This is a genomic window from Bacterioplanes sanyensis (assembly GCF_014652515.1).
In the GTDB taxonomy this organism is placed as follows: domain Bacteria; phylum Pseudomonadota; class Gammaproteobacteria; order Pseudomonadales; family Oceanobacteraceae; genus Bacterioplanes; species Bacterioplanes sanyensis.
Window position 1 is genome coordinate 136927 of sequence record NZ_BMYY01000004.1, and the last position, 16406, is coordinate 153332.

The window sequence follows — 16406 nt, forward strand, 5'->3', positions numbered from 1 at the left end:
AGACTATGACACACAGCAAATCGATTTCTTTTAGCCTGATCATCACCGCACTCCTGAGCGGCTGCGCGCACCAACACACGGCGAGGGTGGCAGACAACAGTAAAGTTCAGGGCGAGTTCGCTAGCCCAGTGGCATCCGGCTGGCTGGGCATTGGCAACGAGCACGCCATGAGTGTAGCTGGCCAACCCGTGGTCGAGGTGTATGGCGAATACCTGGATCAGCGCCAACAGCAAGGCCGCACAACGCTTTTAACGCTGGATAACCAGCACCGCTTGGTGCTGCTTCAGCAACAGACCCAAGCTCAAGCCTGGCACATCAGTACGTCAGAGCCGCTGGATACGGCACTGGAAGGCTTATGCCTCTACCAACCTCAGCCACAACAACCGTTGCAGGCGTTTTTATTGACCGAAGACAGCCTGGCACAGCAAGTGATTTTGCAGCCTAAGGGCACCCAGCTAGAGATCACCGAACTGCGGCACCTACCGCTGCCCCCCGCCAGCGAATATTGCCAAGTCGATGACCAGAACCATCAGCTTTATCTCACCGAAGAAGGCATCGGCCTGTGGCGAGTAAGCGCCCGCGCCGAAAGCGAGCTGCGCCGCGAGCCCGTGGCCTTGGTCAAACCCTATGGCACCATTGAGAACGTTGGGCCACTCAGTCTGGCCAATCATCACTTATGGATGGCCGCTAAAGGAGGGCAACAGCTGTATGGCATCGATTTGCGCTCTCAGCAGATCACGCCCTGGCCCCTGAGCCCAGAATTTGCCTTGGACGGTCTGGCGATACGCGCAAAAGCCGAGCACGTCAGCGCGCTGGTGTTGGATGAAAACAGCGGCCAATGGCTTGAGTTATCCTTGCCCATCGCCGCAAATGCGCAAGCGGCCCCAGCAGCTACAAAAACCAGGAAAAACACAGCCGAGTTGCTGCCAACGGCAGAAACCACACCCGTGGCCAGCATGGGCGATGCCGCCGACGATCCAGCCATTTGGGTACACCCTTCCCAAGGCGAAAAAAGCCGCATTTTAGGCACCAATAAGCAACAGGCTTTACTGGTGTACGATTTAAACGGCCAGCAGTTACAGCAGCTAAACGTTGGGCGCGTGAACAATGTCGACGTGCGCCAAGGGTTTTCTTATCGTGGCCAACGCATGGACATCGCCGCCGCCAGCCAGCGTGACCGCGCCGCCATTGCGTTATTTGCCATCGACCCATTAACGGGTGAGCTCAGCGTGGCCGAAGAAATCACCACCACACTGGATGATGTCTATGGTTTATGCCTGTATCGTGGCAAAAAAGGCGCTCTTTACGCCTTTATTAACGACGAAGATGGCCGCTATGAGCAATGGCACATTCGCGACGGTCAAAACGGCTGGCAAGGGCAAAAAGTGCGTGAATTTGCCCTCGCCTCGCAACCCGAAGGCTGCAGCGCCGACGATGCCCGGCACACACTATTTTTAGGCGAAGAAAACAGCGCACTGTATGTAATGAACGCCGAGCCCGACGCCACTGCCCAGCTCAAAACAATTGGCCAAGTGAATGACGGTTGGCTTACCGCAGACATAGAAGGCATGGAAATATACGACAACGGCGAGCACGTCTACTTGCTGGTATCGAGCCAAGGCGATGACAGCTATGTGCTCTACAACGCCCTGCCACCGTATCAGCCACTGACGCGCTTTCGCATTGGCATCAACCTAGAAAAACACATTGACGGCGCCTCCGAAACCGATGGCTTAACCGTCACCAGCGCCAACTTAGGCAAGGGTTACGAGCAAGGGCTGATCGTAGTGCAAGACGGCCGCAACTTACTGCCCAAGCAAACCCAGAACTTTAAACTGGTGCCGTGGGCGGCGTTGCAAAAGCTGCTTCAAGAATCATTTAACCCCAATTCTGAATAATGATGCCCAGCTGTGCAGAACTTTTCAGAGGTGTCTCAGAGGTTATGAAGGCCTACCACCCCAACTACTAATTAGCTATTACTGCCCCAGCATGGCTGGGGCGCACTGGCTTAAACATCCGCCAATGCCACGATCTGCACATCGATGTGGCGCTGCTTGTCGCCACTGACAACACCGCTGTGCATAACGCCGCCATTCTCCTTGATGATATTCACCAGGCGCTGCTGCATCGTGGCCAGAAAGTCGCGTTCTTGTTGATAAAGTTCATCATTAACAATCAGGCGAATGTCACCCGCAAATTGGCGATCAACGTCTGGGTCACAATAGTCATCACCGTATTTATTGGCGACGTCTAATACAATCACATCGGCAAGACGAAAAAAATCGTGTTTATTGTCACTGTCAATGTAAACATCGTAAGAAGACTTTCCACCTTGCTCGACCCGCTCTACGCGAAAGTTATCTTCTTCCGACAGTAGTGAGGCCAGCGTCAAGGTGTCATCAGGGTGCCAGAAAGTGGCATGCTTCGAGCCAATAATACGCTGTTTAACACGTTCCAAACTGAGCACATTTAGCTCTGGTGATACCCGTTGAAATAGAGGGTCATAATTTTCGAGCAGGGTAATCCGGTGCTGCTCTTGCAGCGCATAGTCGTATACCACCAGTGCGCCCACCTCGCGGTCGGCCACATACAGGAATAGATGATCGTTACCGAGCAAATGATTGCCGGTATGCATATCGCCCCCACCGGCCATGGCTTTTTGCCCCAGCACTTGGCCATCGGCGGTAAAACTGATCACCTCACTGGGGGTTTGTATGACGGTACGGCGATCAAATTCTAATAAGGTGAGCGGCAGCTCGGCCAATGGGTGCTGCCAGGCCAGTTGGCCACCGTGGTAGTCGTAGCACTGTAATAGTTTATTTTCACATAAATAAAAGTGGTGCTGTCTAAGCGGCGGATAAACATCATCAAAGTCTTTTGGACGATCAAAAGAAACTCTCCAAACCATTTCTCCATGCTGAATACCAACTATCGCGCTCTCGTCTCTCAACTCACCAATAAAAACGTCGTTCACATGCCTATACAGATACATCTTCTCAGCAATGGAAAATTCTTCTTCACCATCAACAAAAATGTTCGTCTCCTGGCCATTATCCTTACAGCGATAAGTTTGTGCCCCTGAGTCATAAAAAGCAGCATCAAGGGCTTTGTATTTATCCAGAGTGCTTGCTTGTTGGCCAACCAAAAGCTTCCCATCGGCTGATATATTGAGTAGCCCTTCTTCACTGGCAACCCATTGCAGTTGATGAATACCACCAGCATACACCAACACTGGTCCCGCCGGAGTAATACGCAGCAAGCAGCCTTCAAAGGGAAACTCCCCCAAAGCATAGGTTTCATCATCAAATATGTAAAAGGACGAAGATGGAAGTATTAATGACCGGCTCATATAGCCTCCACGCAAGGGGGCTGCGTCAGACATTGAGGCTGATTCGTTTTTATTAACGTGATACGGCGCATATCCCTACTCCGATGATTAATGGGCGATAAACTATGCCATAACGATTCCATTGCTACGAGAACCGCTCTACGAGAGCCGCCCCAGGATCAGAGATCAGAGCACAACGAGCGATATGTGCGGATCAAGGCCTAGCGCGAAAATGCCACTCATACATGCCCACATCGTTATGAATAGAGTGGCGCACTGAGTCGTCAATGGCGTCGGAGTCCTGGTTGTATAAGCCGCATAAGCTCAGCGCATTGAGCACATCGACCTCTAGCCCTAGGTATTCGTACACCACCCGAGCGCAGCATGGCATGCGCTCGCCACTGCCCGACACCCCCAGCTTTAAGCCAGTCAGGCGTGAAATGCGGTTTTTAAAGGAAGGAAATAAAATCGTTTGGGTGATTTCATGGCCGGTAAGGGATTCGTAATCCGCCATAAAAATGCGGTCGGTTAAATAATGCACCGTGCCTAAATATTTACCGTGAAAGACTTTGTCGCTGGGCGACTCTTGCAAGCGTTCGGTGCGCTGATACACCACTTGCTCGCCCTGCTTTTCGATGCACACCAGGGTGCGCAATATTTTGCCCGGGCACGCCATCGACTGGTAATACTCGAAATAATACCCCAAGTAGCGATCCAAATTATGGTTGGCGCTCCACTGCGCCAGCTGTTGCAGATGCGGCCACAGTGGGTGGTCGGGCGCATCCGCTTCCAGCCGTTTGGGGCGCACTTTAACCAAACGCTCAAATTGGCTGTAGGGCAGCAGTATTTCGTGCTTTTCGACCCCGAAAAAGTCACACAACTTCATCAGCATGTTGGCCGAAGGCCGACTGCGGCCACTGAGGTAGCGGTTAAATTGCGAACGGTTAATGTCCAGCCGCCGGCAAACATCGGCGATGGATTTGTAATAACTGCACAAGAGTTTCAGATTACTGGGAAAATCATCCTGCATGTGTGTTTTGCCTCTTGCGCACGAATCACTGGCCTGGGCCACTCACTGCGGCCATTGGCGGCATGTTAGCCGATGGCCATCACCAATCACAGGCCCAAGTAGATACTAGTTGACGCTCAGGTAGCATCAACTAGCACCAAAATACAACAGAATGCCAAGTGTTACCCAGCGAGATTTTTTGATTGCATTACAGCCTGTGGGGATTTGCGCTGCCAGCGTGAAGCGCCGCCGATGCGCTGCTGTTCACTCCACCCAAGTGAATAGCCGTGCACACCAATGCAATAACAATAAAAACGGCACATCGTGCCACGGGAGGAAAACATGCTCGATCTGCTCAACGATTTGCTGTGGGGCAAGCTGCTGATTGCCGTGTTACTGATTCTGGGAGTCTGGTTTACCCTGGCGTCCCGCTTTGTTCAATTCCGCTATTTTGCCTCGATGTTCCGCATCCTGGGCTCTAGCCAAGCGTTTAAACGTGACCCCAATGGCCATTTAAGCTCGTTCCAGGCGTTAGTGCTGTCCGTGGCTGGCCGCGTTGGTGGCGGTAACATTGCCGGTGTGGCCGTGGCGATTGCTTTGGGCGGCCCGGGCGCCGTGTTCTGGATGTGGGTAGTGGGCCTGATGGGCATGGCGACCAGCTACTTTGAATGTACTCTGGCGCAAACCTACAAAAAAGCCGAGCCCGATGGCACTTACCGTGGCGGCCCAGCGTATTACATCTCCCGAGGTCTGGGCGAAAAATGGAAGTGGTTGGCAGCGGTGTATTCTGTGCTCTTGCTGGTGACCTTTGGCTTCGGCTTTACCGCACTGCAATCCTACGCCGTCGCTACCTCGGTTGAAGATGCCTTTGGCGTGCCTGCTTATTACACCGGTATTGCTTTGGCTTTGATCGTCGGCCTGATTATTTTTGGCGGCGTTAAGCGCATTGCCAAAATCTCTGAAGTGCTGGTGCCTGTTATGGCGCTGGGCTATATCGGCATTACTGTGATCGTACTCGGTTTAAATATTGGCGAAATTCCTGCTGCCCTAGGGCTGATCGTTAAAAGTGCCTTTGGCTTAGAGCCTGCCATCGGTGGTGGTATTGGCGCCGCCATTTTAATGGGCGTTAAACGCGGCTTGTTTTCTAACGAGGCTGGCCTTGGCAGTGCGCCAAACGTGGCCGCCGTTGCTTATGTGCCACACCCGGCCAACCAAGGCATTGTGCAGTCGTTTTCAGTGTTTATTGACACCATTATTCTGTGCTCTTGCACGGCGCTGATTATTTTGCTGAGCGGCGCCTACGATCCAGCATCAGCCGGCACCCAAGGCGGCGTGGCGCTAACGCAAATGGCATTGGCGGATCACGTTGGCGAATGGGGGCGTATGTTTGTCAGCGTGGCTTTGCTGTTATTTGGCTTTAGCACCATTTTGTACAACTACTACCTCGGTGAAAACAGCCTCAACTACTTCAGCGAAGAAAATCAGAGCCTGTTTAATGCTTTCCGCGTGGCCATTATCTGCCTGTGCTGTGGCGGCGCCATTATGAATCTGGGTACGGTGTTTGCCTTCGCTGACGTCACCATGGGCTTGCTCGCGCTGGCTAACTTGGTAGCTTTGGCATTGCTGTTTAAAACCGGCCTGCGCGTGATGAAAGATTACGATCAGCAGCGCGCCAATGGTATTAAGGTGCCGGTATTTGATGCAGAGAAATTTGCCGACTTAAATATTGACCAAGCTACTTGGAAAATCGAAAACAGCGATTTGCCCCCTAAGACGGGTCAAGAGGCGCAAAACAACCAGGCCACAACAACGGCCAATGCCAATTAAAAATAGGTTTATACGCAGTTAGCTGTGTTGATTGTCAGACCCCAGGAGGCATAGCCTCCTCTTTGCCGGCTCGATTTCATCCCCGAGCCGGCCTTTTTTATTTTTGGAGACACTGTGAGCACTCGCATCGAATACGATTTATTGGGTGAGCTGGCCGTTCCTGCCGATGCCTGGTACGGTATTCAAACCCAACGCGCCGTTAACAACTTTGCCATTACGGGCGTTCCTATCAGCCATTTTCCGCAGCTGGTAAAAGCCCTGGCGCAGGTAAAGCAAGCCGCCGCCCAGGCCAACCGCGATCTGGGCATTTTGGCACCCCACAAGGCCGAGGCCATTGTCGCCGCCTGTGAAGACATCGCCGATGGCGCACTGAACGATCAATTTGTGGTTGATTTGATCCAAGGCGGCGCCGGCACCTCGACCAACATGAATGCCAATGAGGTGATCGCCAACCTAGCATTGCAAAAGCTGGGGCACGGTAAGGGCGAGTATCAGCATTTGCATCCTAACGATGACGTTAATTGCTCTCAGTCGACCAACGATGCCTACCCTACGGCGGCCTGCTTAGCCATTCAATTTGCCGCCGAACCCCTGGTTGAGTCTATTCGCAGCCTGGTTAACGCACTGCAGCAAAAAGGCAACGAATTTGCTGACGTCGTCAAAATGGGTCGTACTCAGTTGCAAGATGCGGTGCCGATGACCTTAGGCCAAGAGTTTGAAGCCTTTGCCGTTAACCTGTCGGAAGACATCGACCGTTTGCACGAAGCCTGTTTATTGTTGTGTGAAGTGAATCTAGGTGGCACCGCCATCGGCACCGGCATTAACACCCACGCCGATTATTCTGAGTTGGCAATTCGCTATTTGGCAGAGCTGTCGGGCAAGCCCATGGTACCCGCCGCCAACCTGATTGAAGCCACATCAGACATGGGCGCGTTTGTTTTGTTCTCCGGCGTACTGCGCCGCTTTGCCATTAAACTGGGCAAAATGTCGAACGATTTGCGCTTATTATCGAGTGGCCCGCGCACCGGTTTTGGCGAAATTAAATTGCCACCGGTACAGCCTGGCTCATCGATTATGCCCGGCAAGGTTAACCCTGTGATTCCTGAAGCCGTTAACCAAACTGCCTACCAGGTCATGGCCAACGACTTGGCGGTAACTCTCGCGGCTGAAGCTGGGCAATTGCAGTTAAATGCCATGGAGCCGCTGATTATTTATAACCTGCTTAATTCCATGCGCATGCTGGGCGAAGCCTGCCACATGCTGGAGCAGCGTTGCATTATCGGCATTGAAGCCAACCGCGAACGCTGCGCCGAGCTGGTCGACATCAGCATTGGCAGCATTACCGCCTTGGTTCCCCATATTGGCTATGCCAACGCGTCACGCATTGCCAAACAGGCGTTGCACAGTGGCGGTACCGTCAGAGAGCTGATTTTGGCCGAAGGATTGCTAAGCGAAGCCGAGCTAGAACAATTGCTTAGCCCACAGTCGATGCTGGGACATCGCAGATCTTAACAACAAGGAGCACAGCATGACGAAGCAACACATCCTGGTCATTTATTGCGGCGGCACCATCGGCATGACGGCATCGGCACAGGGCTTTGTGCCCGCCAGTAATTTCGCCGATGCGCTTAAGCAGCACCTGCCCAACGATCATAGCTTGCCTCGTTATACCTTGTTGGAGCTGGAAGAGTTGATCGACAGCAGCAATATTCGCTGCGACCATTGGCTTTTATTAGCCCAGCTACTTAAGGATAACTGGTGCGATTACGATGGCTTTGTCTTGCTGCACGGCACCGATACCATGGCTTACACTGCTTCCATGTTGTCGTTTTTACTCGCTGGGCAAGACAAGCCTGTGGTTATTACCGGCGCTCAAATCCCCTTATCGCAGCCCGGCAGTGACGGCTTAGATAACTTTCTAAATAGCTTGGTGGTGGCCAGCCAGCCGCAATTAACTGAAGTTTGCATTTGCTTTAATCAGCGTATTTTGCGCGGCAATGCCAGCACCAAAGTCAGCAGCTCCGCCATGGATGCCTTCAATAGTCCCAACCAAGCGGATTTAGGCCGTGTTCACAGCCACGGCAACCAGGTCGATATTGAGTTAGATTTACCCAGGTTGCGCCAAGCGTCAAACATTAGCATGGAATTACCCGATTTACGCCCGGAGCGCGTTGCCGTGCTGCGTTTATTTCCTGGTATGACAGGCCATATGCTGCTGACGCTGGCCGCTAATGCTGATGGCTTGATCGTGCAAAGCTATGGCGCTGGCAACTTCCCAGATGCCAACCAGAGCGTGATGGAAGCGCTGCGCATGCTGCAGCAGCAAAACCTGGTGGTGGTGAATATCAGCCAGTGTGGTCATGGCGGTGTTAAGCAAAGCACCTACGCCAGCGGCGCGGTATTAAATCCGCTGGGCGTCGTCGACGGTGGCACCATGACGCTAGAAGCAGCCTTTTGCAAATTGCATTATTTGCTGGCCACAGAAACCAGCGTGGAAAAAGTACGGTTAAGAATGACAGACAATGTACGTGGTGAAATAGGTTAATAGGGGCGGCTATGCGCCCCTGAACGATTACAACGAGCCTACTATTGCGCAGGCCCAGGGTTATACAACCAATCCCAGGCACAATAACTGCGCTGCTCACCTTGATGATACAGCCAATAGCGATTGCAATTATTGTCATAGTTGTAATTGCCCACATTCACCACATACGGCCCTAAGTTAACGCCTTGCAGCGATTGATAGCGACCGTTGTACAACAACGAAAAGTGCAAATGCGGCCCAGTCGAGCTGCCGCCCTGACATAACGCCGTACTGCGATCATTGGCGTAAGTGCCAATACGGGTATTAATATCGACCCAGTCGCCGCTACTAACTTCAATATCTTCCATATGATAATAATTGGTCTGCCAACCAGAGGGATGCGTAATACGCATATTACAGCGCGAATAAACGGTCACTCTGCCAGAGTGTGCAGCCGTCACGCTGTAAGTTCGCCCGCCCCAGCGCGGCCAATCATAGGACACATCCACCGACGATAACGGATAGCCTGAGCCGGTATTCGAATGGGCGCCGTTCGCCTTCCAGTAATAGCCCTGACGCCAAGGCCATTGCATTAAATCACGCGGTGGTGTCGACGCCTGGCGCAACGTCATTGGCGCTGGAGCCTCGGCTACAAAGGCTTTCGGGAACAACGCCTGATAGCTATCCAACACAGCCCTAAGCTGCTCGCTGGCCGGCAAGCCTGCCGCTTTAAACGCCTGCCACAACGCCCAAGTACTGGCATTGTAGGGAGAGCTCAATACCCGCTGACTGTCCTGTTCAAAGGCATAAAAATAGTGCGACAGCGTTAGCATCTGCTCGCCTAACTGCTGCGCCAATGGCTGCTCATTGCGCTCCCCCCAAAGCGGCTTGAGCTCTGAGCTGGGCGAGCTCAGCTGCTGGCCGTTTGCTTCCAACAAGGCCAGCAGCAACTGTGGATTTAAACTCGCCACCCCGGCCCAGTGCGACAAGTTTTCGGCATGCGGCAGCCACTGTGGTGCCCGCTGCTGCAGAGCAGACTGCCATGAAAAAGGCTCCCTTGTGGGTACATCGACAAACTGCTGCTCAGACAGTTGGGATATTAATGCAGAACGCTCAACCATTGGGATCGAATTAACCGGGGCATTCGCCTCAAAGGTGTGCAAATCCAAAGCACTGACCTGTGCCGCTAAAATAAATTGACCTAAACCTAAGCCAATTATGAAAGATTTTTTCTGTAGAAGTGTGCTCATTCCGTGCTCCTAGAGCAAAGGGTTCGCCTTCACTCTAGGTAGACGTAACATGCCTGCTAAAACGCCCTCGCCGCTTTAAGAACTAAGTATGGCAATCGTTGTGTCGATATCTGCTCTACGCCAACTCCCCCAGACAGACTCTCAGCGGCTATCGCATACTGTGCAATATGATCTGAGCTTTTCTTCTTATTATGTAATCGCCTAGGCAATATCGGCCAATACATAGCGATGCTAGCTAGAAGGTGTCTGTCCCATCGCTCCCCGTGGATTTACATTGAATTCACCTACCAGGCCTTACCCTGCTGCTCTATCACTCACACCACGAGATCACGATATGAGCAAGCCCACCTTTAGCAACAGCAAACGTGCCATTGCCAACCTACTTTCAATCTTCCTGCAGGGCGAATTCAACTAGCGAATTCAACTAGGAAGATTCAACTAGGACATCCATCCCAAGGGTCAGCATCACATAGGTTCAACCTAAACAGGCTCGAGTTTAAGACGGCCTCCTCCTGCCAACAGCGAGCATGAGAACCTTCCGAACAGAACTGCTTTTCAAAGCACTTTTGATGAGCTTTTCAACGAGAGGCGGTAATTGGGGCGCTGAGTAGCTTCAGATTTCTCTGATTATGTTGAACAGTTACAAGATGCTATTACGCGGATTGATCGAGTAGTCAACTAGGACATCCATCCCAAGGGTCAGTATCACATAGGTTCAACCTAAACAGGCTCGAGTTTTAGACGGCCTCTTTCTGCCAACAGCGAGCATGAGAACCTTCCGAACAGAACTGCTTTTCAAAGCACTTTTGATGAGCTTTTCAATGAGAGGCGGTAATTGGGCGCTGAGTAGCTTCAGATTTCTCTGATTATGTTGAACAGTTACAAGATGCTATTACGCGGATTGATGAGAGTCAACTAGGACATCCATCCCAAGGGTCAGTATCACATAGGTTCAACCTAAACAGGCTCGAGTTTTAGACGGCCTCTTCTTGCCAACAGCGAACATGAGAACCTTCCGAACAGGACTGCTTTTCAAAGCACTTTTGATGAGTTTTTCAACGAGAGGCGGTAATTGGGGCGCTGAGTAGCTTCAGATTTCTCTGACTATGTTGAACAGTTACAAGATGCTATTACGCGGATCGATCGAGCAATGAACGGCAGCGACTGAGTCCAGGCGGACGCTGATAATTCAGTGTTTCACAGGCTTGGCGTAATTTTTCTTCACCGCCGGCAAAGGTTTTAAAACAGTCTTCAAAATGCTGGGTCATTTCTAACCATTGCTGCTCATCAATGCCTAAGCGATCGAGAATGGCCGCCGTATTTTTAGCAATGGCGCCGCGTTTATCGTGACGAATAATGCGGCCAGTCCAGTCGACCAGTTCGAGGTAATCCATCAGCTTCATTTGAATGCCCAGCGGTATATTTTGCCGAGGGTTGCCAACGAAGGGTAATAATTCCTTGGGTTGTTGCTTAGGATGGTTGGGCTGCTTGCTCGTTTTTGCTTTTTCTATGCGCCGCTTCACCGAGGTGTGCGCGGATGCTTCGGGCGTGGCTGCCATATTTGCCCGCACCGGGTTAAGGTCGACATAGGCCATGCACGCAGCCAGTGCTGCTTCATCCAGTAATGCCTGGGATTTAAACCGGCCCTCCCAGAAACGGCCAGTGCACTGATCTTCCTGATTGGTCTCTCGCGCAATGGCCTCATTCAGCACCCGCATAAACCAGCTGATGCTAGATAACCGTGAGCGCCACTCTTCCACATACATTTGCAGTCGCTTTTGCTCAGCAACGCCCAGCTCGTCACCGTTTATAAAGCGCTGAGACAGCATATTGCCACTAAATAGCGTGTGCCAGCGCTCAATGACTTCCGTGTCGCTCCAGTGATGGGCGCGCTCAGCATCAATAAATAAAACAACGTGGTAATGGTTGCTCATAATGGCATAGGCCGCCACTTCAACGGCAAATACATGCGGCAAAGCCAGTAACTTGTTTTCCAGCCAACCACGGCGATGTTCGTAGCACTGGCCGGTGTTGTGATCTGTGCCACACAAAAACGCCCGCCGCACACAGCGTGATACGCAATGATAATAGGGTGTCGCCTCCAAAGAGACTTGCTGTTTTCTGGGCTTGGGCATAATGGCACTCCGACTCTAGAGCAACTAATACGAGCCTAGCCGCTGTGGAGCCGATTACCATTGGAGTGTCAGGTTAGAATGGATGTCCCGACTGTTTCCGACTGTTTCCTGCAGCAGCTGACATCAGCCTAGCCGCTGCGGAGCAGGCTACCACTAACATGACAGCTTAGGGTGGATGTCCTGACTGTTCTCTGGGTGGATGTCCTGACTGTTCTTGACTGTTCTCTTGGATGTCCTGACTCTTTTCTCATCTAAGAGTGCCTGGGATTTAAAACGACCTTCCCAGAAGCGGCCAGTGCACTGGTCTTCCTGATTGGCTTCTCGCGCAATGGCCTCGTTCAGCACCCGCATAAACCAGCTGATGCTAGATAACCGTGAGCGCCACTCTTCCACATACATTTGCAGTCGCTTTTGCTCAGCAACGCCCAGCTCGTCACCGTTTATAAAGCGCTGAGACAGCATATTGCCACTAAATAGCGTGTGCCAGCGCTCAATGACTTCCGTGTCGCTCCAGTGGTAGGCGCGCTCAGCATCAATAAATAAAACAACGTGGTAATGGTTGCTCATAATGGCATAGGCCGCCACTTCAACGGCAAATACATGCGGCAAAGCCAGTAACTTGTCTTCCAGCCAACCACGGCGATGCTCGTAGCATTGGCCAGTCATATGATCCGTACCACACAGAAAAGCCCGCCGCACACAGCGTGATACGCAATGATAATAGGGTGTCGCCTCCAAAGAGACTTGCTGTTTTCTGGGCTTGGGCATAATGGCACTCCGGCTCTGCAGCAGCTGAAATCAGCCTAGCTGCTGCGGAGCCGATTGCCATTGAAGTGTCAAGTTAGAATGGATGTCCCGACTGTTTCCCGACTGTTCTGGCTTAAGATGGATGTCCTGACTGTTTGTCGTTCTTCATTGAAGTGTCAGGTTAGGGTGGGTGTCCTGACTGTTCGCCGACTGTCCCGTCATCGCAGTAAAAAGATGGCCGTGTACGACAGAAAGCCAGAAGTTATTAAAGCAACACGATGAAGACTGTACAGAATTACATACTGTATATTCGTCGGCTTATTCGCTAAGGCTTGTTTTGCTGATAGATGGCTTAGGAAGGAATTCTAGGTCATTGAAAAAAGGGAAATTTGGTCGGGATGAGAGGATTTGAACCTCCGACCACCTGCACCCCATACAGGTGCGCTACCAGGCTGCGCTACATCCCGACTCAGCTCGGCACTTTGTCCAAGCGCTGGCTAGTATACCTAAGTGACTGAAAAGTTAAAGTTTTTTGTTACACCGGTGATAATGTAGAAATCATCAGTCTGGCTGGAGCAGCACCGCCAACTCTTTCAGCTCATTGATCATATTTTTGATCAAGGCTTGATCCATGGCCACGGCTTGCGAGTCGCCCTCTTCTAGGCGCTGACGTGCACCACCAATGGTGTAGCCTTCTTGATAGAGTAAATTACGAATTTCACGCACCAAAATGACGTCTTGGCGCTGATAATAACGACGATTGCCGCGGCGTTTAACCGGGCTTAATTGCGGAAATTCCTGCTCCCAATACCTTAAAACATGGGGTTTTACAGCACACAGCTCGCTGACTTCACCAATGGTAAAATAGCGCTTGGCTGGGATGAGAGGGAGTTCATTGTTGTGAGTCGGTTCCAGCATAGGCTTCGACTCGAACTTTAAGTTTTTGACCTGGTTTAAAGGTCACTACCCGGCGCGCAGAAATAGGAATTTCTTCGCCAGTTTTGGGGTTGCGGCCTGGTCTTTGACGCTTATCACGTAGGTCGAAGTTGCCGAAACCCGACAACTTCACCTGTTCATTACGGCTAAGACTGTCGCGGATCTCATCAAAGAAGAGATCCACCATGTCTTTCGCTTCGCGTTTGTTAAGACCAAGATCCTCGAACAGTTTTTCTGCCAGTTCTGCTTTGGTCAGAGCCGTCATGCTAGCCCCTCAGCGTTGCTCCTACACTCTCTTTGAGGTGAGCGAGTACGGCATCAACCGAATCGTTCACTTCTTCGTCAGTTAGAGTGCGTGAAGGATGCTGCCAGGTCAAGCCTAAGGCCAGACTTTTTCTATCAGGATCAATGCCTTTGCCCACATAGACGTCAAACAATGTGAGGTTGGTCAAATATTCTCCCGCTACCGAGCGAATCGCACTGAAGACATCGTCCACCGCCACCGCTTGCGACACAACCAGGGCCAAATCACGACGCATTTCAGGGAACTTAGACAGCTCTCCAAAGGCCGGTACGCGACGTTGCTGTACGGCATCGAGGTCAATTTCAACCAGATATACCGCGTGCTTCAGATCGAGGGCCTTTTGCGCTTGTGGATGCAGGGCGCCAATCCAGCCGACGGATTTGCCATCTTTTTCGATGCGAGCACACTGACCCGGGTGCAAAGCATCATGCTCAGCGGCAACAAAGCGGTAATCTGCCAGCAAGCCACTGCGCTGCAGTACGCTTTCCAGATCGCCCTTGATGTCGAAAAAGTCGACATTGTCAGCGTTGTTGCTCCAACCTTGAGGTTGGCGATTGCCCGCTACCACCATGGCCAAGGTCGGAATTTGCTGCAAGCCATCGTTGCCTGGCTCAAAGCGCAAGCCGGTTTCGAACAAACGTATGCGCGGCTGCTGACGCTTCATATTGTGCTCAACCGCACCCAGCAAGCCCGCCCATAAAGTCGTGCGCATCACCGCCATATCGTTAGAAATAGGGTTCAGCAACGCCAACGGCTCAATACTTGGCGCCAATACCTTTTGCACTTTGGTATCAACAAAGCTGTAAGTAATTGCTTCTTGATAACCGCGCGAAATCAGCTGGCGGCGAATGTCGGCCATCGGCATTTTGGCTTCCGGCGCTTGTGCCAACGGCGTAGCCGCTTGCGGTACACGCACAGGCAAACGGTTGTAACCGTAAATACGCGCTAACTCTTCGATCAGGTCAGCTTCAATGGCCATGTCAAAGCGATAGCTCGGTGCCACGGCTTGCCAGCCCTGTTCGGTGGCGGTGACCTGCATGCCCAAACGCTCAAGAATATCTTGCACGTCGCTATCGGCCATACTGAGGCCAAGAATCTTTTCGATACGTGAACGACGCAGCTCGATGGTGGCGGCTTTTGGCAGATCCGCCTCGCTTACCACTTCCTCTATCGGGCCAGGCTGACCGCCGCATATATCTAATACCAGTTGAGTCGCCCGCTCCATGGCGGTACGTGCCAGCTCGGAGTCTACACCGCGCTCAAAACGATGCGATGAATCGGTGTGCAAACCGTGAGCGCGCGCTTTACCGGCAATGGTAATCGGGTTAAAAAACGCCGCTTCCAGCAGCAGGTCTTGCGTGGCTTCCGTTACGCCCGATTGCTCACCGCCCATAACACCAGCCATGGCGAGCGCCTTGCTGTGATCGGCAATGACCAGGGTATCGCTGCTAAGGGTGATTTCTTGGCCATCCAGCAGAGTCAGTTTTTCCTGATCCGCCGCCATGCGCACGCGAATACCGCCGTCTAACTGATTCAGGTCGAAGGCATGCATCGGCTGACCCAGCTCGAGCAGCACATAGTTGGTGATGTCGACGACGGGGTCGATGGAGCGAATGCCACCACGACGCAGCTTTTCTACCATCCACAAAGGCGTTTCAGCGCTCACGTTAACGCCGCGCACAATACGACCCACATAGCGCGGGCAGCCAGCGCTGGCTTGCACGTCGATGTTAGGCTTGTCGTCGATCACCGGCGCCACGGGCTCAATAGCTGGACCTTGCACGGCAACGCGGTTTAACACACCGACTTCACGAGCCAAACCGGCAATGCTTAAGCAATCGCCACGGTTAGGGGTTAGATCGACATCAATGATTTGATCGTCCAAGTCCATATAGGCACGGAAATCTTCGCCTACCGGTGCGTCGGCTGGTAGTTCCATCAAGCCATCACTGGCTTCTGACAGACCCAGTTCAGCTTCAGCGCAGAGCATGCCGAACGATTCAACACCACGTAGCTTGGCTTTTTTAATTTTAAAGTTGCCTGGCAGTACCGCGCCCAGCTTGGCAAACGGAATTTTCAGACCAACACGCACATTGGGCGCGCCACAAACAATCTGGAAGGTTTCTTGGCCGTCGCTGACCTGACATAAGCTAAGCTTATCAGCGTCGGGGTGCTGTTCACGGGTAAGCACCTCACCGACCACCACGCCGCTAAATTCGCCCGCCACCGGCTCGACATCGTCAACCTCTAGACCGGCCATGGTTACTTGATCCACCAGTTCTTGGGTGGAAATGTCAGGCTGCACCCACTCGCGCAACCACTGTTCGCTGAATTTCATGTGTGAAG

General features: G+C 52.2%; 12 protein-coding genes and 1 tRNA gene. 4 read left to right on the top strand and 9 right to left on the bottom strand.

What is annotated here, in order from left to right:
- The first annotated feature begins 5 nt into the window (after nt 1-5).
- Entirely contained in the window at nt 6-1898 is a 1893-nt protein-coding gene (locus tag IE090_RS08095) for a phytase (protein WP_189387863.1), read from the top strand.
- A 110-nt stretch (nt 1899-2008) separates the two neighbouring features.
- Here IE090_RS08095 and IE090_RS08100 read toward each other — a convergent pair whose 3' ends face one another.
- Complete coding sequence (locus IE090_RS08100) at nt 2009-3349, bottom strand: hypothetical protein (protein WP_189387864.1); 1341 nt, start codon at nt 3347-3349, stop codon at nt 2009-2011.
- 193 nt (nt 3350-3542) lie between these two features.
- Entirely contained in the window at nt 3543-4358 is an 816-nt protein-coding gene (locus tag IE090_RS08105) for a helix-turn-helix domain-containing protein (protein ID WP_189387865.1), read from the bottom strand.
- Nucleotides 4359-4679: 321 nt separating this feature from the next.
- Here IE090_RS08105 and IE090_RS08110 point away from each other — a divergent pair, with 321 nt between their 5' ends.
- The 3 genes from IE090_RS08110 (at nt 4680) to IE090_RS08120 (ending at nt 8709) form a co-directional block, all read left to right on the top strand.
- Entirely contained in the window at nt 4680-6164 is a 1485-nt protein-coding gene (locus IE090_RS08110; protein ID WP_189387866.1) for an alanine/glycine:cation symporter family protein, read from the top strand.
- Between the two features lie 114 nt (nt 6165-6278).
- Nucleotides 6279-7676 (top strand): aspartate ammonia-lyase, encoded by a 1398-nt coding sequence (locus tag IE090_RS08115; protein ID WP_189387867.1) that lies wholly within the window; start codon nt 6279-6281, stop codon nt 7674-7676.
- A 16-nt stretch (nt 7677-7692) separates the two neighbouring features.
- Complete coding sequence (locus IE090_RS08120; protein WP_189387868.1) at nt 7693-8709, top strand: asparaginase; 1017 nt, start codon at nt 7693-7695, stop codon at nt 8707-8709.
- A 41-nt stretch (nt 8710-8750) separates the two neighbouring features.
- On the opposite strand, the gene IE090_RS08125 is transcribed toward IE090_RS08120, so the two are convergent.
- The 7 genes from IE090_RS08125 to pheT all read right to left on the bottom strand — a co-directional run bounded on the left by IE090_RS08125 (nt 8751) and on the right by pheT (nt 16398).
- Entirely contained in the window at nt 8751-9938 is a 1188-nt protein-coding gene (locus IE090_RS08125; protein WP_189387869.1) for a M23 family metallopeptidase, read from the bottom strand.
- Between the two features lie 1130 nt (nt 9939-11068).
- A complete protein-coding gene (locus IE090_RS08130; RefSeq protein ID WP_189387870.1) occupies nt 11069-12073 on the bottom strand; it encodes a transposase in 1005 nt (334 codons plus the stop codon).
- Between the two features lie 153 nt (nt 12074-12226).
- Nucleotides 12227-12841 (bottom strand): hypothetical protein, encoded by a 615-nt coding sequence (locus IE090_RS08135; RefSeq protein WP_189387871.1) that lies wholly within the window; start codon nt 12839-12841, stop codon nt 12227-12229.
- Nucleotides 12842-13210: 369 nt separating this feature from the next.
- Nucleotides 13211-13287: transfer RNA gene (locus tag IE090_RS08140), tRNA-Pro, on the bottom strand.
- A 94-nt stretch (nt 13288-13381) separates the two neighbouring features.
- Nucleotides 13382-13738, bottom strand: a complete 357-nt coding sequence (locus IE090_RS08145; RefSeq protein ID WP_189387872.1) for a MerR family transcriptional regulator — start codon at nt 13736-13738, stop codon at nt 13382-13384.
- Nucleotides 13713-14021 carry an integration host factor subunit alpha gene (gene ihfA, locus IE090_RS08150; RefSeq protein ID WP_189387873.1) on the bottom strand — a complete coding sequence of 103 codons (309 nt, stop codon included), beginning with the start codon at nt 14019-14021 and terminating at the stop codon, nt 13713-13715. Before ihfA ends, IE090_RS08145 begins: the two co-directional genes overlap by 26 nt.
- Nucleotide 14022: 1 nt before the next feature.
- Complete coding sequence (pheT, locus tag IE090_RS08155) at nt 14023-16398, bottom strand: phenylalanine--tRNA ligase subunit beta (protein WP_189387874.1); 2376 nt, start codon at nt 16396-16398, stop codon at nt 14023-14025.
- Nucleotides 16399-16406 lie beyond the last annotated feature (8 nt).